The organism is Bacillus sp. MM2020_4, assembly GCF_011250555.1.
Taxonomy (GTDB): domain Bacteria; phylum Bacillota; class Bacilli; order Bacillales; family Cytobacillaceae; genus Neobacillus.
Genome location: NZ_JAANMZ010000003.1, coordinates 35,304 through 58,286, shown reverse-complemented (window position 1 = coordinate 58,286; position 22,983 = coordinate 35,304). Strand labels below are relative to the sequence as shown.

Here is a 22,983-nt window from a genome sequence, read left to right as displayed (position 1 = left end):
CAAGCTTTTTAAAAACATATGAATAAATGAAGATCCTCCGCTGCATTCGAGGGGTTGCGATCATGGTAACCATCACCTCTTTTAAACTAGTTTATTCACCTCCACCAATAATGTTTCCTTCAGGCAAAAGAATATTTCACCTCGTCCGGAACCTATTAACCACATTGACAGTTTTAAAAAATATGATATATTAGTATAAAAATACTTTAGTGCTTAAAAGCGTCTAAGTAAAATAGAGAAGTAGGTAAAGTCATCATGGAGAATAATCATCAGGACTTAAAAAAAGGGCTAATGCCGAGGCATGTGCAGTTCATTGCATTAGCGGGTATGATTGGAACAGGGATTTTTAAAGGGAGCTCAGATACGTTAAGTATCGCTGGGCCAAGCGTTATAGTAGCCTATTTAATTGGCGGTCTATTGTTATTTATTATTATGGCTGCATTAGGAGAAATGGCCTTGGCTTTTCCCAATATGAATGTGCAGCATCTCGTCAATAAAGCTTTTGGCTTCCAGGTATCCTTTCTGGTCGGATGGCTTTACTGGATCAATTGGATTATCGTAACAGTTGTTGAACTATTAGCAGCAGGTAGTTTTTTGCAGTTCTGGTTTCCTACAATCCCATTATGGCTGCTAAGTCTTCTCTGTGCCGTCGTCATCGTAGGTATCAATTTATTTCAAGTCAAATATTACGGGGAATTTGAGTTTTGGTTTGCGGGAATCAAGATTATTGCCCTAGTTGCCTTTATATTTCTAGGCTGCCTTCTTCTTTTTGGACTAATTCCTAGTACCATTCAGGATCCATTTTCAAACTACACCGCACATGGCGGATTTTTCCCACACGGTTTAGGTGGAACATTTAGCGCATTTTTGGTTGTAATGTTTTCTTATGGCGGTGCAGAATTAATCGGGGTTGCGGTAACTGAAACAAAGGATGCAGAACGAGTATTACCGAAAATCATTAAAGGAGCCGTTTGGCGTGTTATTATATTTTATATTTTTCCAATCCTGATCATCTGCGGCATGATGCCTTGGGACAAGGTTGGTGGTGCCGACAGTCCTTTCGTACAGGTATTCACTAGTACCGGTTTACCCGGGGCAGCGCATATTATGAACTTTGTGTTATTAACAGCCGTACTTTCGGCTGCCAATTCCGGAATATATGCTACATCAAGGACGCTGTTTTCGATGGCTCAAAGCGGTGTGGCTCCAAAGGGGTTAGCAAAATTATCTACTAAAGGAATTCCATTAACAGGAATTATGATTACAAGTGTTTGTATTATAGCAGGTGTTTACCTAGCCTACCTAACACCAAGCCAAGTTATTAGCTATCTCATGACCATCCCAGGTTTTACGGTTATGATCATTTGGATCAGCATTTGTGCCGCTCAATTAAAATTACGGCCACATTATAAAAATCAACCGGCATTTAAGGTGAAGTGGTTCCCATTTACGACCATTTTCGCGATTATTTCGTTGAGTGTGATCTTTATTGGATTTTTGTTAAATCCAAATAATATGATTGGTTCAACCGTTTGTATTCTAACCATTGGAATTCTTATCATTCTTTCGTTTGTTAATAGGAAAACGGGGGCTAATGAGATTACTGTTTAGTGGCCAGCATTTTGCTGGCCTTTTTCTGTGTACACTTCACGTGATTGCTGAAAAGCCAGGCTCTATGCCTGGCTCTGGTAACTTATTCATCCTGATCATCCGACTCCACAAATAATTTCAGTGCTGTTAGCTTATTTTCCCAAAATAGTTCAAAATACTGGAGCCAATCTTTTAATTCAACTAGCGGCTCTGGCTGAAGCTTGTACCGTGTTTCTCTGCCGACTTTCCGCTCCTTCACTAATCCAGCATCTGCTAACACACGCAAATGTTTAGAAACAGCAGTCCGGCTCATTGGGAAGTGTCCGCTAATCACCGTGACAGGCATTTCTTCCGTGCTAAGAAGTTTCAACAACTTCCGTCTTGTTGGATCAGCGATGGCTTGAAAGACATCATGCTTTGCTGATGACGCAACCATTTACGCCTCAACATATGCTTGTAATTTTTGAACAAGACCTGCCCAGCCCTGATTCATATTGTCACGGATTGGAGTATGAGGCGCACCAAACTCAGTAACTTTATTAACATCCCAACCGCCATGAATGAGGGTAAATTCTGTTTTGCCATCCACTTCCTTTAATTCAAATGTTAGTGTCCAATCTTTTCCCCAATTGAACGATAGGCTGTTAGGCGGATCGACCTTTGTTACCTTACATGGAGACATCCCAAATTGTCCGGCATTTAGATGAAATTCATGACCTTCCACAGGCTCCATATCATTGGGCATGAACCAAGCTGCTAAGCCTTCTGAAGTGGCAACTGCATTCCATACCTTCGAAATGGGTGCATTGTATACTAGGGTGTAGCGAATGTCTTCTAATGTTTGTGTTTGATTTTCCATTTTGAATGCTCCTCTATTTTTAAAATACGAAACTAATTGGTTTATCTTTAAAATAATATAACACCTTTTGGTTTCATGTCAATCGTAAAAAGGCGACTCTACACATTTTGTAGAGTCACCTTAACTATCTTTTTTCATTCAAAATTATTGACCGCTGGAAAGCAGCGCCCGAGCTATACCCACAAAGTACTCGGATTCACGAATGATATGATTTAAAACTACTTTAGCGGTATGATTACCGCTGACTGCTTGGCTATGTGTCTTGATTTGCTCACATAATTGAATAAATGATTCACTCTCCTCCAAGCAAAAGGAGACGAGCTGGAGCACCTGCTGATACAATTGATTTGATACCTGTGAACCCGACCGAATGACGGATTCAATGAAACTGACAACCTGTTTGTGTGTTTCCCCAAGAGCTTGTTCCCATTTTTTCAAGGCATCGACAAACTCAGGCTCCAGTCCTGACACCAGCTCGCGAATAACAACCGTATGTTCCTCTTCCTGATGCTTCCAAAATTCTGCCTCATCCAAAATACGCAGCGGCATTTGCGATCCATAGTAAAATTGCATAGACATCCCCCCATCCTCTTGTCATTTCAATGTATGGGATAGGCATTAGAAATATGCGTTTACAGCTAACTTATCGCTCCATCATTTACCACTTTCCATGATACAATGATTAAAAAATGAAGGGGTAGGATTTATGTTAACCACTCAATATATAAGAAGTATCCAAATAAAGCGAGATGAAATCCCTTCTTTTAAAAAATACCCCTTCAACCTGCCGAGTTTGAAGGCATTAGACGAACTTTCTTTTCATCCGAAGGTCACGTTTCTTATTGGTGAAAATGGGATGGGTAAATCCACTTTGCTTGAGGCGGTTGCGGTTGCTTTAGGCTTCAATCCGGAAGGCGGTTCGTTTAATTTTAACTTTTCCACCTTTGACTCCCATTCATCCCTTGGTGACTATCTCAGATTGATCAAAGGGATTGAAAAACCGAAGGATGGCTTTTTCTTGCGGGCAGAAAGTTTTTATAATGTGGCTTCGAACATTGAGGAATTGGATCAGGCAGGTCGCGGCCGGCCAATCATTGATTCCTTTGGCGGTCTATCCTTGCATGAACAGTCACATGGCGAGGCATTTTTTGCTACGTTTCTTCATCGCTTCGGAGGAAACGGACTCTATCTTTTGGACGAACCAGAAGCAGCACTTTCACCTCTTCGGCAAATGTCGATGCTGACGCGGATTCACGACTTGGTTAACGAGAACTCCCAATTTATTATTGCTACCCATTCGCCGATCATCATGGCGTATCCGGATGCAAAAATCTTCGAATTCAGCGAAAAAGGAATTCGAGAGTGCAAACTCGAAGAAACAAACCATTATCGGATAATGAAGCAATTTTTTGATGATAAAAATCGAATGCTGCATCATTTGTTAAATAGTTAATTAATCTTACACATGGAGAATGTACTGCACCCCAAAAGGTAGAGTAAAATCTGACTCTTGGGGTGCAGTACAAACCGTACTCTCTTTCATGGAACGATATTTTTTCCATAAAAAATTTCATCCATCTCTTGCTTCAATCTTTCGGTAATTTCAATATGTTCATCTGGTGTCAGCTTCTCTTTCGTATAGCCAAATAAATAGTTATTTAAATCAAATTCACGCAGCTTACATTTTGTGTGAAAAATATGCTCCTGATAGACATTGACGTCAATCATATCGAATAACTCGCCAACATCTTCTGGAATGTAATTCTGAATCGAGTTGATTTCGTGGTCAATAAATAGCTTGTGCCCCGTTTTATCCCTTGTAAAACCGCGAACACGGTAATCAATCGTCATAACATCTGTCTCAAACGCCCGGATTAAATAATGGAGTGCCTTAAGCGGCGAAATCTCACCACAGGTGGAGACATCAATATCCGCCCGAAATGTACTGATCCCCTCATCAGGATGAAATTCCGGATATGTATGGACCGTAATATGGCTTTTATCTAACTGCATGACTACTGATTCCGGGAGCGGACCCGGGGATTCCTCAAAGGACTCTGAAGGGGCATTGGCAACCGGGCCTTCTGATACCAACAAAGTCACACTTGCCCCCGCCGGTTCAAAATCCTGACTTGCTACATTAAGAACATGGGCACCAATTATATCGGAAACATGTGTTAATATTTTCTGCAATCTTTCCCCACTATATTGTTCATCAATATAGTTTAAATACGCTTCCCGCTCTTCCCGCGTTTTTGTAAAACAAATGTCATACATATTAAAGCTTAGTGACTTCGTAAGGTTATTGAAGCCATGTAACTCAATGGCCTGTTCATGTGTAAGTCTCATGATTCTTCCCCCTTCATATCCTAAAACCTATTTAGGATTTATAGTACCCATTGTTACACCCTGTTACTTATTTTTTTCCCAAAGATACTCTATCAAAAAAATCCAAATTCTGCGGTTAATTATATATTCATATTTCATATTAACTTGTGGAAAATAATTTAAGGTCTTCTAGTATGAGGTGAAAGGATGAAAAAAAAAGCTTTGTTTCGTAATGATGTTTCTATTATTGCTGCCAATGAGTTTGGTAAACGCGTAAACAGTCACTTCGAAGTAATGGATGTAATGAATGTGGTCACTATTGTAAAATGGTCATTCCACAAAAATCACTTAGGCTATATTGACGACGGCAGAATTGTTTTTGGATTTAAGGATAAAAATATGAAGGTGAATTACAGAGAGACCTGTGGATTGCCGACCAAAATGGTGAAAACGCAAGGATTTGGATAAAAAATGTTAATGGGTATGACTTTTTTTCAAAAAAATAATCATAACCTTATTTATAATTATTATAATTTAGTATTGATTATAAAATGATATATGTTATAATAAAAGCAGATAAGAAATTAGGAGGAATGTTAAATGACAATCGAACAAGTACTTAACCAACAAATCGCAAACTGGAACGTATTATACACAAAATTACACCATTTTCACTGGTATGTGAAAGGACCTCACTTCTTTACCCTGCATGCCAAATTTGAAGAACTTTACGAAGAAGCAACAGCAACGATGGATGAATTTGCCGAACAATTACTGGCAATTGGCGGCAGCCCCGTTTCAACTTTAAAAGAGGTGCTTCAAATTGCTACAATCGAAGAAACCAATGAAAAGGTATCAGCTGAAGAAATGGTACAAGCAGTGATTCACGACTTTACTCTAATCATTGATGAATTAAAAGCCGGAATGGAAGTAGCGGAGCAAGCTAATGACGAAGTGACCAGCGATATGTTCCTTGGACTTATTGGCAAGCTTACTAAGCATAATTGGATGTTGAAGTCCTTTCTAAATGCTTAAAGTAGTCATGAACGGGGCTCAAAGAGGTATCGTAAAGGAATATTAGCGTATATCAGTAGAAATGAGAAAAAGCAGCTGACAAATTAGCTGCTTTTTCTCTATTTTACTTGATACTCTCTCAATAGCTCGACTTCTTCATCCGTTAATTCCCGGTATTCACCAAGTTCAAGTGTTTCATCTAACGGAAGAGGGCCCATTGAAATCCGCTTAAGATAAACGACCTTTTTTCCAACAGCTTCAAACATTCTTTTCACCTGATGAAATTTGCCTTCGGTAATGGTTAGTTCAATATCGGAGCGAATGCCGGATTTTAAGATTTTTAATTCGCCGGGCTTTGTTTCGTAGCCGTCGTCCAAGGTTACACCTTTCGCGAAGACCTCAATATCCTTCTCCGTTACCTCACTATCAATCACTGCGAAATACGTCTTTGGCACATGTTTTTTCGGAGAAAGCAACTTGTGTGCCAATTGACCATCATTCGTGATCAGCAGCAATCCTTCCGTATCCTTGTCTAACCGACCGACTGGGAATGGCTCATATACCTGATCCTCCATCTCCAACAAATCGATGACGGTCTCGCAGGAATTATCCTCTGTTGCTGATAATACTCCTTGCGGCTTGTTCATCATTAAATAAATAAATTCCCTGTATTCTACCACTTCACCATTTAAGGTGACAGTTTGTTTGGCGGTATCGACATGCTGCTTGGCATCCTTGACAACAATATCATCAACCTTAACCGCGCCGCCTTTGAGCAGTTGCTTGACTTCCTTGCGGCTACCGTAACCTAGGTTCGCTAGCATTTTATCAATTCTCAACGCTTCTCCTCCTTCCAGGCAATTTGGTCAATAAGCGATCAAGTTTATCGCCAAATAATCGGTGAGCAAGACCTGATTTTAAACCAAGGTAAAAGTAAATCCCGGCTCCCACTGCGGCACAAATAACGATCATTAATACGGATTCAATCTTCGATGCAGGAGAAAGGAATAACGATAATAGTTTGTACATTAATTCTGTGCCCACCCACATGCATCCGGCAAAGATGACGATTAACAAGCTCCTCCTCCAAACGAGTCGGAATGGATAACGGGCATAGGCCTTAATAACAAAAAAATTGATGAGTATGGCGGCAACGTATCCAAGTGTAGTCGCCAATACTGCCCCTCTTGTCTCCATCATTTTGATTAACGGAATATTTAGTGACAATTTTATTAATAAGCCTACAAGTAAACTTAACACCGTATATCGCTGTTCGTTGATCCCTTGTAATATGGCTGCCGTGACAGAATATAAGGAAAAGAGTATGGCAACTGGTGCGTAAGCTCTTAACACCTCCGTACCAATAACATCATGCTGATAAAATGCGGTATATACTGGTTCTGCCAATAACGAAAGTCCGATGGCCGCAGGCAATGTTAAAAATAATAGCACCTGAAATGTCTGATTTAACTGGCGGTTTAGGCTTGCCCCTTCTCCCTCAACGAATGCCCTTGTAATACTTGGTACAAGCGTTAACGAAAAACCTGTTGCCAGCGAGACAGGAATAATCACAATTTTATGGGATTCAAAATTCAAAATAGAGAAGAAGGATTCAGCAAATTTCTTTTTCCCGATTTCAGCCATGGCCTGACTAAAGGTAAATTGATCAATCGCCTGGAATAAAGGGTTTGCAATACCAACTAACACGAAAGGGAAGGCATAAATAAGAATTTCCTTATAAATATCCTTAAGGGAGATATCAATTGTGCCCTTGTCATGTGTAAGCAGATCATCCAAATACGGTTTTCGTTTATACCAATACCAAAATAAAACGACTAGACCACCAATGGCGCCAATAAAAGCAGCAAATGTAGCCACACTTACGGCCGTTACCATCTTACCATTAAACATATGTAAGACAGCGAACGCCCCTAGAAGAGTAAACGCAATCCTGACGATTTGCTCTACCACTTGGGATAGTGCTGAAGGTCCCATCGATTGGTGCCCTTGAAAGAAGCCTCTGATTAGACTCATAAATGGAACAACAATTAACGCAAAGCTGACGGCACGCATGACCGTTGTAACATTATCTAAATTGGCCTTTTTATCACCAACACTCATTTCTGCTAATGTGGGTGCTGCTAGATACATAACTAAAAAGGCCATAATCCCAGTTGCCAGCATGATAACTAAACCCGATTTAAACAGCTTTCTGCCAACTGCATATTCCTCAAGTGCATTATATTTTGAAATGAATTTTGAAACGGCAAGTGGCACTCCAGCAGTTGCAATACTTATAAAAATGGTATAGGGAACATACGAGAATTGATAAAGTGTTGTCCCTTCCCTGCCAACAATTTGAAAGAATGGAATAACGTAAATTAAGCCGATTACCTTTGAAAGAATCGTTCCTAACGTTAAAATAAATGTTCCTCTTAAAAGCTTAGACTGCATAAAATCCCTTCCTACCCGAAGAAATATGTGTGGGGTTTCAAAAAAATTCGACCTTTTTTGCACACTATTAGTAGTTTACAACTTCTTTCCCTCAGACGCTACTCACAACCTAGTTATTTTTATCAAGATTCCTACTGTTTTCGTTTTATTTTCACAAGTTTTGTTTATAATGAAGGGATGATTACTATAAAGTTGGTGTAAATATGGAATATGATGTCATTGTCATTGGCGGTGGTCCTTCCGGGTTAATGGCTGCTATTGCTGCCGGTGAAAAAGGGGCAAAGGTTTTATTAATTGATAAAGGAGACAAGCTTGGGCGGAAGTTGGCGATTTCCGGTGGTGGGCGCTGTAATGTTACCAACCGCCTGCCTATCGAAGAAATCATTAAACACTTGCCGGGAAATGGGAAGTTTTTATATAGTGCTTTTTCGATTTTTAGTAATGAAGATATTATTAAATTCTTTGAAAAATTAGGCGTCGGTTTAAAGGAAGAGGATCACGGACGGATGTTCCCGGTTTCGAATAAAGCCCAATCGGTTGTCGACGCACTTTTAGAACAATTAGAAAAGCTCCATGTAAGAATTTTCAGAAACAGCCCGGTTGCAGACGTTATTTATGAAAATGGAACTGTTGCAACGGTTTTGTTGAAGGACGGGCAAAAGATCGGGACAAAATCGATTGTCATTGCCGTTGGCGGAAAGTCTGTTCCCCATACTGGTTCGACGGGTGATGGTTATGCCTGGGCGAAGAAAGCTGGGCACACGATTACAGAACTGTTTCCGACGGAAGTACCCATTACGTCCAACGAACCCTTTATCAAAAATAAATCACTTCAAGGTTTAGCTTTAAGGGACGTTAATTTGAGTGTGTTGAATCCAAAGGGCAAACCCATTATCTCACACCGAATGGATATGCTGTTTACCCATTTTGGTCTCAGCGGACCAGCAGTTCTACGCTGCAGCCAGTTTGTTGTTAAAGCAATGAAGAAGTGGAATCTGAAAGAAGTTACGATGAGTATTGATGTATTGCCGGACAAAAAGGAAGAAGGAATTTTTCAAGAAATCAACATGCTTGTAAAAAGTGAGCCTAAGAAAAGTATTAAAAATACGTTAAAAGGTCTTGTTCCTGAACGATATCTACTATTCCTTTTAGAACAAAGTGGGATTGACCCATCTGAACAAGGCAGCACCATTTCAAATGAAAAAATTCGTAGTTTTGCCAAAAGCTGCAAGCAATTCTCAATCAAGGTAAATGGCACCCTTCCACTGGAAAAGGCATTCGTGACCGGTGGAGGTGTGTCTGTTAAAGAAATCGAACCGCAAACGATGGGCTCCAAATTAATGGGAGGTTTGTATTTTTGCGGTGAAATTCTTGATGTGCATGGGTACACCGGAGGATATAATATTACCTCTGCCCTCGTAACCGGCAGGCTTGCCGGAACCAATGCTGCTTTGTTGACCAAAAATGGCCTGATGTAATATCAGGCCTTATAAATTATCATCGCCGAAAAGCAATAAATCTGCTCTTCCTCTTCTTCCTCCGTCATCGCCGCAACATTATATTTTATATCTAGCAGACTCTTTTCATCTATTCCTTTTAAAAAGCGATTCATTTCCTTCTCTAGATCCTTCTCATGCTCCCGATCAAATAGTTTAACCTGTATCACCGCGAACTTCCTCTCTTATTTTTCTATCATTATTGACAACTTTTCAGAATTTTAAAGATACGGAGGTTACGTTTATTTTTAGATGAATCAAGTAACCTTCTTTTTGAGGTTAAATTGAAAGGTGCATCATGAAGGGAATCCAATTCAGTATCTATTGGTTACAAACATATTAGAAAAACCGATTCCATAAAAGGAATCGGTTAGTTTGTTTCTCCTGTCCATTGCAACATACCGCCAACCATGTTACGGACTTTGTAGCCCTGATCCTGCAGGTAATGACAAACATTCCCACTGCGCCCGCTTGAACGGCAGATAAAGATATACTCTTTATCCTTATCAAAATAATCCAAGTTAACAGGAATATCCCCCATGCGAATATGCTTGGCACCTGGAATCATTCCCGCTGCTACTTCTTCATCTTCTCTCACATCGACAAGTTCAAGTTTCTCCCCTGCTTCAAGCTTCTTTTGTAACTCTTCTGGTGTAATCGTTTGAATTTCTTCCATCCCACTCATCCTTCCAGAAAGATATCCCCCCAGAAATTAGGGGGGATATTCCTTTGTTTTAATTTGCTACGATATTTACTAATTTCCCTGGCACTGTGATGACTTTACGAATTGTTTTTCCTTCGATTTGTTCCTTCACCCGGTCATCATCCATTGCAATTCCTTCTAATGCCTCTTTACTGGCATCCGTTGGTACCATCAATTTAGTTTTTACCTTGCCGTTAACTTGAATGACAATTTCAACTTCCTCATCAACCAGTTTTGCTTCATCATATGCAGGCCATGCCTCATAGGAAATCGTGCCGCTATGTCCTAGCTTTTCCCAAAGTTCTTCAGCAATATGCGGGCTAACAGGGGCAAGCATTTTAACTAAGCCCTCCACATAATCCTTAGGAAGGACAGTTGCTTTGTACGCTTCATTAATGAAAACCATCATTTGTGAAATTGCGGTATTGAAGCGTAAACCTTCGTAATCCTCGGTCACTTTCTTAACTGTTTGATGATAAACTTTCTCCAAGTTGGTAGTCTCATCTGTTGACTGGATTTTCGGACTTAATGAGCCATCTTCTTCGACAAATAAGCGCCAGATCCGGTCAAGGAAGCGACGGGAACCGTCCAATCCATTTGTTGACCACGCAATTGAGGCATCAAGCGGGCCCATAAACATTTCATATAAACGAAGTGTATCCGCACCATGACTATCGATAATATCATCAGGATTAACAACATTTCCTTTTGATTTACTCATTTTTTCATTGCCTTCGCCTAAAATCATCCCTTGGTTAAATAGCTTTTGAAATGGCTCTTTGGTTGGGACCACACCGATATCATATAAAAATTTATGCCAGAAGCGGGCATATAGCAAGTGAAGCACGGCATGCTCAGCACCGCCAATGTAAATATCAACCGGTAACCAATGTTTTAATTTTTCGGCGGAAGCAAGTGCTTCGCTGTTTTTCGGATCAATATACCGTAAATAGTACCAGCAGCTGCCGGCCCATTGTGGCATTGTATTGGTTTCACGACGACCCTTTTTGCCTGTTTCCGGATCCACAACATTTACCCAATCAGCAATATTGGCAAGTGGTGATTCACCTGTTCCGGATGGTTTGATATCTTTTGTTTTTGGTAACATCAATGGAAGCTGCTCTTCAGGAACAGCTGTCATTGTGCCATCTTCCCAATGGATAATCGGAATCGGTTCACCCCAATAACGCTGACGACTGAACAACCAATCGCGTAAACGGAATGTTACTTTTTTCGTACCGATGCCTTTTTCCTCTAACCAGGAAATCATTTTAGAAATCGCGTCTTCTTTATTTAAGCCATTTAAGAATTCAGAGTTGATGTGTTCCCCGTCACCAGTGTAGGCTTCTTTCTCGACATCACCGCCGGCGACAACTGGCTTGATTGCTAAATTGAATTCTTTGGCAAAATCATAATCACGTTCATCATGTGCTGGAACAGCCATGATGGCGCCAGTTCCGTAGCTGACCAATACATAATCAGCAATCCAGATTGGCATTTTTTCACCATTGGCTGGATTAATGGCATATGCACCGGTGAAAACACCTGTTTTCTCTTTTGCAAGGTCAGTACGCTCAAGGTCGCTCTTAGTTTTGACTTTATCTAAATAGGCTTCAACCGCCGCACGTTGCTCAGCTGTCGTAATTTTATCAACAAATGCGTGTTCCGGAGCTAATACGGCATATGTGGCACCAAATAAAGTATCTGGACGGGTTGTAAAAACAGTGAAGGTTTCCTCATGTCCATCAATAGCGAAAGTAACTTCCGCACCTTCAGAGCGGCCAATCCAATTGCGTTGCATTTCCTTCAAGCTCTCAGGCCAATCTAATTCTTCTAGGTCTTCAAGTAAACGATCACCATAGGCGGTGATTTTTAACATCCATTGCTTCATCGGACGGCGCTCTACTGGATGTCCGCCGCGTTCACTTTTGCCATCGATTACTTCTTCATTTGCTAATACGGTTCCTAGTGCCGGACACCAGTTTACGGCGACCTCATCAATATAGGCGAGGCCTTTTTCCCAAAGCTTTAAGAAAATCCACTGTGTCCATTTATAATATTCCGGATCTGTTGTGTTTACTTCACGATCCCAGTCATAGGAGAAACCTAATGCTTTAATTTGTCTGCGAAAAGTATTAATGTTCTGTTCGGTAAATTCTGCGGGGTCGTTGCCTGTATCTAGCGCATATTGTTCCGCCGGAAGTCCGAATGCATCCCAGCCCATTGGATGAAGAACATTATATCCCTGCATCCGTTTTAAACGGGAAAGAATATCCGTTGCTGTGTAACCTTCAGGGTGTCCAACATGGAGTCCAGCCCCCGATGGATATGGAAACATATCTAACGCGTAGAATTTGCGTTTATCGTATTCTTCACTTGTTTTGAATATTTTTTCTGTTTCCCATTTTTGTTGCCATTTCTTTTCAATTTGCTGATGGTCGAAACTCATTGTCTGTTCCTCCTAGATAAAAATAAAAAACCTCTCATCCCAAAAGGGACGAGAGGATTGTATGTATCTTCCCGCGGTACCACCCACATTAGTGCTCATGCACTCGCTTCATTCATCCTTAACGCGGAAAACGGCAAACATTACTGCTCCTTCATGCTTGCAACTCAAAGGCGAGTTCATGATGTACCCGGTTGACTTCCACCAGCCGCCAACTCTCTTTGGTTTCGGGTATGAACCACTACTACTCCTGATCACTGTTTTTCTAATATAAAAAGTATTACGGTTATTGTATTAAATTTTCCGGCAGTATGCAAGTAAACTTGCGCCTATTTTCATGATGGACAAGAATACCTCCATTTAAACAAGCAAAAAAAAGAACAATGTGATAACAATCAACACTGTCCTTTCCACGTGGACAAATACCTACATTTGTCCACGAACGGTGCCTGACACCATTTTCCTTTTTATTCCACGATCATACATTAGTGTGGTGACGATGGCGATGAGGAATAGTCCAATCAATAGGATAAATAATGTGGACATGCTCTGCATGTCGACAATTATTCCGCCTAGTAAGGGGCCAATCATTCTGCCACCGGTTGCGGTGCTGTTGACGATTCCTTGATAGAAGCCTTCTCTCCCCTTAGGAGCTAAATCGAAAGCGATCGTAGGAACGGCTGGCCAGATGAACATCTCACCGATGGATAAGATGATCATCGCAACTAAGAATCCTGAAAAGGCGCTCGCCTTTCCGGCAACTAAAAAGGAAACGATGAAGATTCCAATTCCAATAAGGATTTGCACCTTAAGTGAAGCTGATAAATACTTTAGGACACCATTTAATAGCGGCTGCCCGAGAACGATGATGGCACCGTTTATCGTCCAAAGTAAACTATATTGCGTCAATGAAATATTGATTTCCTGGGTGTAAGAGGCAATCGTTGTCGTCCATTGGCTATAAGCAACCCAGCACAGCAAATAGCCCGCACAAACAATCAATAATGCCTGTAAGTTCACTTTACTTCTTACAACATTTAACGCTTTTTCTTTATGATCATGTATGACAGCGTCGACCACGATTCCCTTATATCCAATCACAGCTATTAGTAAAAAGATGACATACATGATCGTATTCGCTAAGAAGATTAATTGGAAAGAGTAATCTGCTACCATCCCGCCGAGCGATGCACCTACCGCAACCCCAAGATTTTGCGCGACATAAAGAGCATTGAACGATTTACGCCCGCCTTCTTTCCAAACTGAACCCGCCATCGCATACATAGATGGAAAAATAATTCCTGTTCCAAATCCGGTGATGGTCAGAAAAATAACGTATTGTGGCCAATCATGCCAAATAGATAAGCCGATAAGCGCTAAAAGGGAAATACCAATCCCTAGTATGATAGATTTATAGCCACCCATTTTATCGAATAAATGGCCGCCATAAAGATTTCCGATGACATTTGCTCCCGAGTTGAGCATAAGGACAACCCCTGCAACAGATAAGGACTTTCCTAAATGATCGTGAATATAGATTGTATTTAAAGGCCATAAAAAAGAAGAGCCTATTACATTCACTGCCATCCCGATGATTAAAAGCCATAAGGCTCGTGGCATGAAAAACGCTCCTTTATCATTAACTATTTCAATTCCCTTGGTTATTTTAATTGTTTTTCTGATAAGGTGCAATCCTTTTATATTTCCATATTTCGCAGGGAAATGTTGCGGCTGGTTTTGTAGGGGAATATCGCCAAGTTTGTAGTTTATTCCGCCAAGCTCCGGTTGGATTCCGCCATCTTCACGATTAATTCCGCCACCCCCCCTATGGAAGCCACACAAATTGACACTCAACGGCAATTTTGTCACAATAAAAGCAGGAAAACACTGTCTCCAAAAAGGAAACAGTGTTTTCCAAGACAATTTCAACGGCTCTTTCCAAATTTCTTCTTCCTTCTTGGTCGGACGAAAAAGAATTTCATCATGGAAAGAGTCTATTTTTTTGGCGATGCTGGTACAACTGGTGCCTGTGCTGGGAAATAGCTGTTAACAGCATGGTCTTTTTTCTTCTCATTTACTTTCTCATCAGCTACAGCCTTTTTAGCCTTTTCAATTTCCTGATCAAGCACTTCCATGTTGACACCTTTTTTCACAAGTTCTTCTGTTGCAAGGCGAATCGCTTTGTTAGACTGTTCAATCGAAATCCTCAATGAATCCATCGACCCTTGTGGATTATGGAAGCCTGAAGAGTTTTCAGCCGCAATTATATCCCAGAACCATTGACCCTTACGCACAAATTCCTGCGCTTCTTTGATTTTCTCCGCACTCACACCCGAAGTAATCATTTTGTTCACATAGTAATGAGCGGAAGTGGAAATATCTTGAGCATCATGTAATCCGCTTACGTTTGCTTCCTGAATTTCAAGCACACGATCTTTTAATTTATCTAAATCACGGTCACCGTGACACTGGCCGCAAGATGTTTGCATGGTCTTAAGCGGTGAAGTCCACCAGTGTGACGTGATCTTTCTTTTTCCATCAACCCGTTCATATGGCATATGGCAATCGGCACAGGATACATTTGCCTTCCCATGTGTACCCGATAAATGGGTTTCAAATTCCGGATGCTGAGCCTTTAGCATCGGTGTTCCGGAAATATTGCTGACCCAGTCCTTCTCAAAGCCGTTTTCCTTGGCAATGGTATTGTAGTATTCATACATTTCTTCCGGTTTGAAGCCTTTTGTCCATGGGAAGGTAACTTCACTATTATTGGCAGCAAAGTAATATTCATCATGACACTGGCCGCAAACATAACTGCGCATTTCATTTTTCGTTGGGTTTGACACATCTACACCTTTTGCTTCTAATGCTTTAAAAAGACTTGGGCGAGTAACACGTAAATCCATTGTTTTAGGATCATGACAGTCGGAACAGCCGATTGGTGAGTGACCCATTGCTTCCCCTTTTGGCCAAATATCTTTGTTAAAATTAGCGCCCCAATAGCTGTCGCCCATTTCTTCAATCATTTTTGGCACAGCGGTTGATTTACAGGTATAACATGAACCAACTGACTTATCAGTGATCCGTTTGACATTACGAATATCTTCTAACGCATACGTGTGGCCGCGATCTTCATTGTATTCCGTTGCAAATCCATAGCCGTTAAACAGGATTGGCAATAGTGGTTCTTTGTCTGCATCATATTTACTTCGTTTGACCGAACCATTATATTTTGTATCTTCCATCTTTTCGTTTTTCTTGTAACTGTTGTATTGAAGTGGAAATAAGTCCTTAAATGCTTCATTGCTTATTTCATCTGCTGAAAGGCCTGTCGTTTTCTTACCTGCAGCTGAAGCGGTTTTATCACTGGATTCGTTACCGCAGCCAGTAATGATTAACATTAATGCAAGCAGGAAAAGATATGCCCCATATCGGAACCTTCCCATTTTTTAAAATCCTCCCTTATTTTCTAATAACTCTCCTGATACAGGCGGCTTATTATAGTGATCATCTTTAAAGCCTTTCCCGTGTGGTACCGTTTTGTGACAGGAAATACAGCTATCCTTGGCATCATGGGATACGTTGCTAAGCGTACTCTTGTGGCAGGAGATACAATTATCATTCATAATCCCCTTCGTGCGTGCGGTTGCTTCAATTACATCCGGGATCTTTTCTGTTCCGAGTGTATTGAAATAAATATGCGTCATCCCGGCACGGCCTTTGAAAAATAACTTTCCGACTTCACTCTTATGCGGTAGATGACAGTCATTACACTGCAAATCCGAATGTGTGGAATCCAAGAATGAAGTATAGACGGATTTCATCGTATGACAGTTTTGACAAAAACCCGGTGAATCCAAATAGGCCATTGTTTTCACTGTTGAAAATGATAAAAACACGCCAATAAGCAAGACCAATACAACTAAAAACTTTTTGTTCATCTTCAGAAGCTTTTTGAACATTTCTTCACCTCCCATAATCTCTTTACTCTCTCTTTTTATTTATTAACGTACCTTTTAGGGTACCTTAATCCCAATATTGACGGCGCTTATGCCTTCTTCTTTCTTTTTTTTAATAAAATGGTCAATGCCCCAACCGATATCACACTAATTCCACTAAATGCCCCAAGTGCGAGGCCAGTAGATTTTCTATTTCCTTCAGACAGATCTCTTTCATTTAGTTCTGTAGTTGGTCTTGGTTCACGGCGTTCATAGGATAAGGTGAAGTTTTTTTCCTCACCTGCTTTTACATCCTGAAAAAGATAGGAAAAGGTTTGATCTTCGGTACCATGATTCTGTTTCTCTTCCGGAGCCGGTGTGAGCTTCATATTTTTCGCCTTGGACGGTTTGGTAAAAATGACATTGACCAATCCGATATCTGCAAAACTTTTAAACTGATAGGATAATGATTTCTTTTCCTTATGTACCTTTAAACTGTCCGAATAAAATTCGATCACAAATTTATATCGTTCCTTCGGAGCTATCTCTTCACTTGTTGTCCAGGAAATCGTTCCTTTTTCACGGTCAATCACATACTCAATTTCATAGGTTGTTCGTAAATCACTGGAATAATCGGCGACATAGCCCACCCGAAAGTCCTTCTCATCCATGGGAAGGGGAATTTCAATTTTTCCCTTCTGGGGCTGGTCAGAATCGTTTACCATTGACCCTTGATACCCAATTAACAGTGGGGCATGATCCTTCTTCTGATCATTTGGATGATAGGCATACTCCGGCATGACACGAACCGATAATTCTTCCATCTTTAAAATCGTTTCATTTTGAGCGTAACTGCTTGTGGGACATATGAAGGCTAAAACAATACTTACAATTACAAGGAATTTTTTCATATTTAACTTCCTTTCCTATTGGACAAAATTATGGATAAAATGTGAACTCATTCACATAAAGTTCTAAAAAAGTGTTAGGCTGACCGTGTGATTTCCTAACAACTGGTGGAGGTTTTGGAAATAAAATTTGAATCCATACCTTATTTAAAACATGTTAAATATTGCTAATCTGTGACGCACATCACATGATAAACGCCAGTTGTTGCCAAAGTGTGAACACAAATTTATTCTATTTTCAAGTTGTTTTTATTAAGAAATTGAATCCCCGGGTACTTTTTTACTTATTTTAAAATAATTTTTTGTAAACGCTTGAAAAAAAATCTCCCAACAAATTGTTGAGAGATTTTCTACATTTTATATAATCGAGCTTATTCTGGATGCATTTTCGATTTTACGGGCTGCCCGCCTGATTGTTCATATTTCTTTTTCGCTCGTTTGACAAGATCCACATCCTGCCCCAGTTCGAGATCTTGATTATTAATTCCATTACGTGTTGTTTGTTCAGGATTTTGCTGCTTTGACCGTTTTTTCAAAAAGGTTCCCCTCCTTTTAAAGCTCTTCTAGAATCATTGAATTTTGCAGTTGCTGAAGCTGAAGTCTCATTCTATGGAGCTGCTCTCGCTGCTGTGAATTAGCACTATGCGCCATTTTGGCAATATCTTGATAGGTCTCTTCTAGCTGTTGAAGCGCTGTTGTATAATTATCATCATTATATTGCTCCTGAAGACTGCTTTGTTTATATTGTTCTTCGGCATTGCGAATGGTATCCTCAACCTGCTGCATAAGATTGTTCATTGAGTCACGAGTAGCCATTTAAGAACCTCCTCCATGTTGTGGCACAATCTCTTCTTGAAGCACACACTGCTTCATTTCTTATTGTGTTCTCCATTCTGTTTCCTATTACACGAACAGTTGGCAAAATGTTGGCAATTCCACTTGAAACAATTACATTTGGATAAGCCTTTCACTTCATGTTAAAATTGAACGTATGTGAATTTAATTTTAAAAAGGAGGTTTTCTGACATGCTTCAGACAAAACCTTTCCAATATGCATCAGATGATAAACGCTACCATACATGGAATTATCACCTTCGCGGGCAATTTGGCCATAAGGTGTTTAAAGTAGCGCTTGACGGCGGCTTTGACTGTCCGAATCGAGACGGTACAGTCGCGCATGGCGGTTGCACGTTTTGTAGTGCAGCAGGTTCTGGTGATTTTGCCGGAAACCGGGTGGAAACCTTAGAAACACAATTCAATGAGATTAAAGAAAAGATGCACACAAAATGGAAAGACGGCAAATATATGGCCTACTTTCAGGCATTTACCAATACCCATGCACCTGTGGATGTACTTCGTGAAAAATATGAAACCGTCCTAAAACAGGAAGATGTCGTAGGATTATCGATTGCCACTCGCCCCGATTGCCTTCCGGATGATGTTGTCGAATATTTAGCAGAGCTAAATAAACGCACCTATTTATGGGTTGAACTCGGGCTGCAGACAGTCCATGAACGCACCGCCCTATTGATCAATCGTGCCCATGATTTTCAATCGTATGTTGAGGGAGTCAATAAATTACGAAAACATGGGATTCGCATTTGTTCCCATATCATTAATGGTTTGCCACTTGAATCCTATGACATGATGATGGAAACAGCTCGTGAAGTGGCGAAATTGGATGTGCAAGGAATTAAAATTCACCTGCTGCATCTTTTAAAAGGCACACCGATGGTCAAGCAATATGAAAAAGGCATGCTTGAATTTCTTACACAAGAGGACTATGTAAACTTAGTATGCGACCAATTGGAGATTTTACCACCAGAAATGATTGTTCACCGCATTACGGGTGATGGGCCGATTGACTTGATGGTTGGTCCGATGTGGAGTGTCAATAAGTGGGAAGTGTTGAATGCCATTGATGCGGAACTTAAGCGACGGGACAGTTGGCAGGGTAAATTTTATCAAAAGGCTTTGATCAAATGAAAATGGAACGGATCCTTCCATTTGCGAAGAGTTTACTCGAAAAAGCAGTCCTTCCCGGTGATGTAGTAATTGATGCTACTGTCGGAAATGGACATGACACTGTTTTTTTAGCAGAACTTGTTGGTGAAACAGGAAAAGTTTATGGATTTGACGTACAGCAAGAAGCGATTGGGGCAACACGAGATCGTTTAACGGAGCATGGTCTTTTAAAGGGTGTTACCCTGTTTCATGCAGGTCATGAACAGCTTTCGGAAAGGATTCCGATCGATGATCATGGAAAAATTCGGGGAGCCATTTTTAATCTAGGCTATCTTCCTGGCAGTGATAAAACGATTGTTACTCGTGCGGAAACGACAATTGCCGCCATCGAGCAATTAATGGAAATGATGACTCCAGAGGGGATCATCGTCCTTGTGATTTACCATGGCCATGTGGAAGGTGCGGTCGAACGTGACTTACTTCTTCGCTATTGCCAACAATTGGATCAAAAAAAAGCCCATGTCCTGCAATATCAATTTATTAATCAACAAAACACCCCGCCGTTTATTGTTGCGATTGAAAAAAGGTAAAACCAGGCCATGCCTGGTTTTTTATTTTGCTAATATTCTCGTCAAAAACGCTGGAACAGATTTTTGAAACGAACGGTAGGCCAGTCCATTAAAATAAAAGAAGTAGCTAATCCAGCCGCCAGATTTAATAATGCCTCTAGCAAGCCGGCGAACATTTTTCTGTTTACGAACTTTCCCATCTGATAGGTAAATCCCTAACAGGCCGCGATTAATTAATTGATGGAAATTTTTATGCGGCAAGAATTCGGTATGCTTATCTGCCTCCGTCAAAAAGTGTTTTAAGCGTTGAAAAAGGGTTTCTTCACTTTTATAGAAAGAGCAGAAATTCAAGTCGCCTCCTGCTATATCCTCTTCTTGATCGATAAAATAGTCCAAAAGAATATGTAATCCTTGAATATAAGGGAAGTATCCCTTACGAATATTATCGGCATCACTTGCCCGAAAATCATCGCGCATCGCATAGGAAATTAAACAAAAAATCCCCAGTGTGGAACCAGAGCAAGCCGAAAATTCATACCATTCCATTTCAGGAAGCTCTTCCTGATAGTGATGAAACCACTTTTCAAGACGGGGCACGCGTTGCTCCTTCGCGACATGCTTATGGATTTGTAAATCACAATAGTATTGGCATAATTCAAGCAGGTAATCTTTAATGAGAGGATAATGCTTGATCTCTCTTAAAACAGAACGGCAGGTTTCAGACAAATCCTGCAAATAACCAGCGTCATCCTGATCGGTACGAAGCCGGTAGTAATTTCTCTGATCCGCATGAAGGACAAGTGCATCTGTCATCGATTTGTGTAAAGCGGCGAAATCATCAGGATCAAGTGAGGTACTCCGATCACAAAGATTATCCAAATAATCGCTGATTGTTTGGTAGGCAACGATAAACTTAACTGCCTTTTTATAATCCACACCTGCAGTAAGTGCAAGGATTGCCCCTCCCTCACAGTGGAAGGTTTTGTGCTCAATACTGGCAAGTGCTTGATTTCTTAATTCCAGATTTGGTATTTTTTCAGCACGGCTTCTCCAATAAGCCAATTCTTGATGGACTGCAGGAAGTATTTTGCGATAGACCCTTGACATGAGGGTGATTGGCTTCATGGATTACACACCTTTCTAAACGATATAGCCAATTGCTTTTAATTGACTGGTAACGAAATCCTTTGCGTATTCAAAAACCTCTTCTCGCTCTGGCTCGTTAAAGATTTCATGATAGCATTTCGGCCATTCTTTAAATCTTTTTTCGGATAATGGAACGTTATTAAACCATTCCTTGACCGTCGTTTTATTGACAATTTTATCATCCCCGCCCTGCATCACGAGCATGGGGATATCCTGCATTCTTTCAAGATTTACGAATGCTTCCTTCATTGCACCCGCCAATTCACGATACCATCTGACAGAAACCTTTGTCACGTAAAGTGTATCGTTGGAATCCGCTTCCCTTACGTCCTCGTTTCTTGTCGCCATTTGGACGGTTAATCCTGAATTGATCCTGAGGGAAGGATAAACCACATTTAAAAAATGTGACATGATATCTAAAAATTTCGACGGTGTATGAATGAGTCCTAAACAAGGGGAGGAAAGAATCACACCGGCAATATTTAAGCGTTCTTCCTGTAACAAACGGATAGAAATTAAGCCCCCCATACTATGCCCTAGTAAAAACACGGGCAGTTCATAACGGTATGCGGCTTGAACCCAATCCTTTACCTCTATTGTATAGTCATCGAAAGAATCAATGTGACCGCGGTTGGCCCGTGTTGTCATCCCCTGCCCTGGAAGGTCGGCCATGATAACATGAAAGCCGGATAACCGCCACATTTCAATCAGCCAGCCATATCTGCCATGATGTTCCATTGCCCCATGAACAATTACAATCACGGCCTTTGCTTCCCCTTCTGCTTCCCACTTCCACATATTTTTTCCCCCTAGACATGAAATAAGGTAAATTTTTTGAAAATCACATTCAGCATCGGTAAAATAGATTTATTAAAGAAAAGCGCAAGCGCCTTGGTCAGCCTCAGGCATAGCATAAGACGCTTCTAAATAGATGGCGTTCTTTGCCTTCAATTCAGAAGTGGCTTATGACCTCGAGGGGCTAGGCGCTGGAGCTAGACATACTAAAAGGAGCGACCCTGATGATCTATCCCTATAAAGATAAATACCCGCTAATTGCTGAAACTGCCTTTATTGCTGATTATGTAACAATTACTGGTGATGTTGAAATTGGTGAACATTCCAGTGTCTGGTTTAACTCAAGTATAAGAGGTGACGTTGCACCAACGAGGATTGGCAATAAGGTGAATATCCAAGATAACTCTATCTTACACCAAAGTCCTAATAACCCGCTAATTTTAGAAGATGAAGTCACGATTGGCCACCAAGTGATCCTGCACAGCTGCATGATAAGAAAACGTGCCTTAATCGGAATGGGATCCATTATCCTTGATAATGCCGAAATCGGTGAAGGAGCCTTTATTGGCGCAGGCAGTCTTGTACCGCAAGGAAAAAAAATCCCTCCTAATACTTTAGCATTTGGCAGACCCGCAAAAGTTATTAGAGAATTGACTTCAGAGGATAAGAAAGAAATGGAACGCATTTATACAGAATATGCGGAGAAGGGTCAATATTATAAGTCCTTACAATCTTAAAATTTGGAAAAGCACCCACTTTATAAATGGGTGCT

The 22,983-nt window shown here is 40.7% G+C and carries 25 protein-coding genes and 1 other annotated feature; of the genes, 8 read left to right on the top strand and 17 right to left on the bottom strand.

Annotation, left to right across the window (positions count from 1 at the left end):
* Positions 1 to 255: 255 nt before the first annotated feature.
* The gene (locus G6554_RS04050; protein ID WP_166239015.1) at positions 256 to 1,611 is read left to right on the top strand and encodes an amino acid permease; all 1,356 of its coding nucleotides are present in this window, start codon (positions 256 to 258) and stop codon (positions 1,609 to 1,611) included.
* Positions 1,612 to 1,693: 82 nt separating this feature from the next.
* On the opposite strand, the gene G6554_RS04045 is transcribed toward G6554_RS04050, so the two are convergent.
* From G6554_RS04045 to G6554_RS04035, 3 genes are all read right to left on the bottom strand, one after another.
* On the bottom strand, positions 1,694 to 2,026 hold the full coding sequence (locus tag G6554_RS04045; RefSeq protein ID WP_166239013.1) for an ArsR/SmtB family transcription factor: 333 nt from the start codon (positions 2,024 to 2,026) through the stop codon (positions 1,694 to 1,696).
* Positions 2,027 to 2,449 (bottom strand): SRPBCC family protein, encoded by a 423-nt coding sequence (locus G6554_RS04040; protein WP_166239011.1) that lies wholly within the window; start codon positions 2,447 to 2,449, stop codon positions 2,027 to 2,029.
* 144 nt (positions 2,450 to 2,593) lie between these two features.
* Complete coding sequence (locus G6554_RS04035) at positions 2,594 to 3,022, bottom strand: DUF2935 domain-containing protein (RefSeq protein ID WP_166239009.1); 429 nt, start codon at positions 3,020 to 3,022, stop codon at positions 2,594 to 2,596.
* Between the two features lie 133 nt (positions 3,023 to 3,155).
* Between G6554_RS04035 and G6554_RS04030 the strand changes: the two genes are divergently transcribed.
* Positions 3,156 to 3,902: an AAA family ATPase gene (locus tag G6554_RS04030; RefSeq protein WP_166239007.1), complete on the top strand. Its 747-nt coding sequence runs from the start codon at positions 3,156 to 3,158 to the stop codon at positions 3,900 to 3,902.
* A gap of 86 nt (positions 3,903 to 3,988) precedes the next feature.
* Here the strand turns inward: G6554_RS04030 and speD are convergent, their stop codons facing one another.
* Positions 3,989 to 4,798, bottom strand: coding sequence for an adenosylmethionine decarboxylase (gene speD, locus G6554_RS04025; protein WP_166239005.1), 810 nt, complete (start codon positions 4,796 to 4,798; stop codon positions 3,989 to 3,991).
* 186 nt (positions 4,799 to 4,984) lie between these two features.
* Here speD and G6554_RS04020 point away from each other — a divergent pair, with 186 nt between their 5' ends.
* Both G6554_RS04020 and G6554_RS04015 read left to right on the top strand, forming a co-directional pair.
* Positions 4,985 to 5,245, top strand: a complete 261-nt coding sequence (locus tag G6554_RS04020) for a hypothetical protein (RefSeq protein WP_166239003.1) — start codon at positions 4,985 to 4,987, stop codon at positions 5,243 to 5,245.
* A 132-nt stretch (positions 5,246 to 5,377) separates the two neighbouring features.
* Positions 5,378 to 5,812: a Dps family protein gene (locus G6554_RS04015; RefSeq protein WP_166239001.1), complete on the top strand. Its 435-nt coding sequence runs from the start codon at positions 5,378 to 5,380 to the stop codon at positions 5,810 to 5,812.
* Between the two features lie 98 nt (positions 5,813 to 5,910).
* Here the strand turns inward: G6554_RS04015 and G6554_RS04010 are convergent, their stop codons facing one another.
* Together G6554_RS04010 and G6554_RS04005 are read right to left on the bottom strand one after the other, a co-directional pair.
* Positions 5,911 to 6,630 (bottom strand): pseudouridine synthase, encoded by a 720-nt coding sequence (locus tag G6554_RS04010; RefSeq protein WP_166238999.1) that lies wholly within the window; start codon positions 6,628 to 6,630, stop codon positions 5,911 to 5,913.
* A complete protein-coding gene (locus G6554_RS04005; protein WP_166238997.1) occupies positions 6,620 to 8,245 on the bottom strand; it encodes a putative polysaccharide biosynthesis protein in 1,626 nt (541 codons plus the stop codon). The genes G6554_RS04010 and G6554_RS04005 overlap by 11 nt, the downstream gene beginning before the upstream one ends.
* A gap of 203 nt (positions 8,246 to 8,448) precedes the next feature.
* Between G6554_RS04005 and G6554_RS04000 the strand changes: the two genes are divergently transcribed.
* The gene (locus G6554_RS04000; protein WP_166238995.1) at positions 8,449 to 9,723 is read left to right on the top strand and encodes a BaiN/RdsA family NAD(P)/FAD-dependent oxidoreductase; all 1,275 of its coding nucleotides are present in this window, start codon (positions 8,449 to 8,451) and stop codon (positions 9,721 to 9,723) included.
* 2 nt (positions 9,724 to 9,725) lie between these two features.
* On the opposite strand, the gene G6554_RS03995 is transcribed toward G6554_RS04000, so the two are convergent.
* From G6554_RS03995 to G6554_RS03955, 9 genes are all read right to left on the bottom strand, one after another.
* Positions 9,726 to 9,911: a sporulation protein Cse60 gene (locus tag G6554_RS03995; RefSeq protein ID WP_166238993.1), complete on the bottom strand. Its 186-nt coding sequence runs from the start codon at positions 9,909 to 9,911 to the stop codon at positions 9,726 to 9,728.
* 200 nt (positions 9,912 to 10,111) lie between these two features.
* Entirely contained in the window at positions 10,112 to 10,417 is a 306-nt protein-coding gene (locus tag G6554_RS03990) for a rhodanese-like domain-containing protein (protein WP_166238991.1), read from the bottom strand.
* A gap of 58 nt (positions 10,418 to 10,475) precedes the next feature.
* A complete protein-coding gene (gene leuS, locus G6554_RS03985; protein ID WP_166238989.1) occupies positions 10,476 to 12,893 on the bottom strand; it encodes a leucine--tRNA ligase in 2,418 nt (805 codons plus the stop codon).
* Between the two features lie 41 nt (positions 12,894 to 12,934).
* Positions 12,935 to 13,157, bottom strand: a binding site (T-box leader).
* Between the two features lie 159 nt (positions 13,158 to 13,316).
* Complete coding sequence (locus G6554_RS03980) at positions 13,317 to 14,510, bottom strand: MDR family MFS transporter (protein WP_166239295.1); 1,194 nt, start codon at positions 14,508 to 14,510, stop codon at positions 13,317 to 13,319.
* 374 nt (positions 14,511 to 14,884) lie between these two features.
* Complete coding sequence (locus G6554_RS03975) at positions 14,885 to 16,336, bottom strand: ammonia-forming cytochrome c nitrite reductase subunit c552 (protein ID WP_166238987.1); 1,452 nt, start codon at positions 16,334 to 16,336, stop codon at positions 14,885 to 14,887.
* Positions 16,337 to 16,339: 3 nt separating this feature from the next.
* On the bottom strand, positions 16,340 to 16,852 hold the full coding sequence (locus G6554_RS03970; RefSeq protein WP_166238985.1) for a NapC/NirT family cytochrome c: 513 nt from the start codon (positions 16,850 to 16,852) through the stop codon (positions 16,340 to 16,342).
* A gap of 86 nt (positions 16,853 to 16,938) precedes the next feature.
* A complete protein-coding gene (locus tag G6554_RS03965; protein WP_166238983.1) occupies positions 16,939 to 17,739 on the bottom strand; it encodes a hypothetical protein in 801 nt (266 codons plus the stop codon).
* A 368-nt stretch (positions 17,740 to 18,107) separates the two neighbouring features.
* Positions 18,108 to 18,272: a glycogen biosynthesis protein GlgD gene (locus G6554_RS03960; protein ID WP_166238981.1), complete on the bottom strand. Its 165-nt coding sequence runs from the start codon at positions 18,270 to 18,272 to the stop codon at positions 18,108 to 18,110.
* Positions 18,273 to 18,288: 16 nt separating this feature from the next.
* Positions 18,289 to 18,552 carry a YtzC family protein gene (locus G6554_RS03955; RefSeq protein WP_166238979.1) on the bottom strand — a complete coding sequence of 88 codons (264 nt, stop codon included), beginning with the start codon at positions 18,550 to 18,552 and terminating at the stop codon, positions 18,289 to 18,291.
* 210 nt (positions 18,553 to 18,762) lie between these two features.
* Here G6554_RS03955 and mnmL point away from each other — a divergent pair, with 210 nt between their 5' ends.
* On the top strand, positions 18,763 to 19,722 hold the full coding sequence (mnmL, locus tag G6554_RS03950) for a tRNA modification radical SAM protein MnmL/YtqA (protein ID WP_166238977.1): 960 nt from the start codon (positions 18,763 to 18,765) through the stop codon (positions 19,720 to 19,722).
* Positions 19,719 to 20,291: a tRNA 5-(aminomethyl)-2-thiouridylate-methyltransferase MnmM gene (gene mnmM, locus G6554_RS03945; RefSeq protein WP_166238975.1), complete on the top strand. Its 573-nt coding sequence runs from the start codon at positions 19,719 to 19,721 to the stop codon at positions 20,289 to 20,291. Before mnmL ends, mnmM begins: the two co-directional genes overlap by 4 nt.
* Before the next feature lie 21 nt (positions 20,292 to 20,312).
* Here mnmM and G6554_RS03940 read toward each other — a convergent pair whose 3' ends face one another.
* Positions 20,313 to 21,395, bottom strand: coding sequence for a tetraprenyl-beta-curcumene synthase family protein (locus G6554_RS03940; protein WP_166238973.1), 1,083 nt, complete (start codon positions 21,393 to 21,395; stop codon positions 20,313 to 20,315).
* A 15-nt stretch (positions 21,396 to 21,410) separates the two neighbouring features.
* On the bottom strand, positions 21,411 to 22,214 hold the full coding sequence (locus G6554_RS03935) for an alpha/beta hydrolase (RefSeq protein WP_166238971.1): 804 nt from the start codon (positions 22,212 to 22,214) through the stop codon (positions 21,411 to 21,413).
* Between the two features lie 221 nt (positions 22,215 to 22,435).
* Here G6554_RS03935 and G6554_RS03930 point away from each other — a divergent pair, with 221 nt between their 5' ends.
* Positions 22,436 to 22,948 carry a gamma carbonic anhydrase gene (locus tag G6554_RS03930; protein WP_166238969.1) on the top strand — a complete coding sequence of 171 codons (513 nt, stop codon included), beginning with the start codon at positions 22,436 to 22,438 and terminating at the stop codon, positions 22,946 to 22,948.
* Positions 22,949 to 22,983 lie beyond the last annotated feature (35 nt).